Origin of the sequence: Pseudoalteromonas sp. J010, from assembly GCF_003934235.1 — a bacterium.
Lineage (GTDB): Bacteria > Pseudomonadota > Gammaproteobacteria > Enterobacterales > Alteromonadaceae > Pseudoalteromonas > Pseudoalteromonas peptidolytica.
The window spans coordinates 1-461 of sequence record NZ_RDBW01000090.1 but is presented as its reverse complement, the minus strand read 5'-3'; the positions used below and the strand labels follow the sequence as shown (position 1 = coordinate 461).

1 pseudogene is annotated in these 461 nt (G+C 42.3%); it reads right to left on the bottom strand.

From position 1 onward, the window contains the following. Positions 1-461 (bottom strand): annotated as a pseudogene (locus EAG18_RS22090) (transposase); the annotation flags it as partial.

The following is a 461-nucleotide window of genomic DNA, read 5'->3' as shown; positions in this document are numbered from 1 at the left end:
GCGCTGCTTCATCCAGTAATGCTTGGGATTTAAACCGTCCTTCCCAAAAACGGCCTGTACAATTATCTTCTCTATTTGCTCGGCGGGCGATGTCTTCGTTAAGTACTCGCATAAACCAGCTAATATCTGCGAGCCTTTCTCTGTACTTATCAACCAATTCATCTAATATCAACTGCTCCGACTCATTGAGTGGCTCACCTTCAGTAAATTTTTGGCTTATTCCATTACCTTTAAACAACTTGTGCCATCGTATCACAATCGCTTCATCGGACAGACGTTTAGCCTTGTTGTCATCAACATATAAAACAATGTGAGTATGATTACTCATCACGGCATAAGCACAGACATCAATACAAAATACGGAAGCCAACATCAATAGCTTTTCTTCAACCCAATCCCTGCGGCCTGCGGTGTTCGTATGATTTACCAGTAAATTTATCTTCGCCACAGAGAAATGCGCG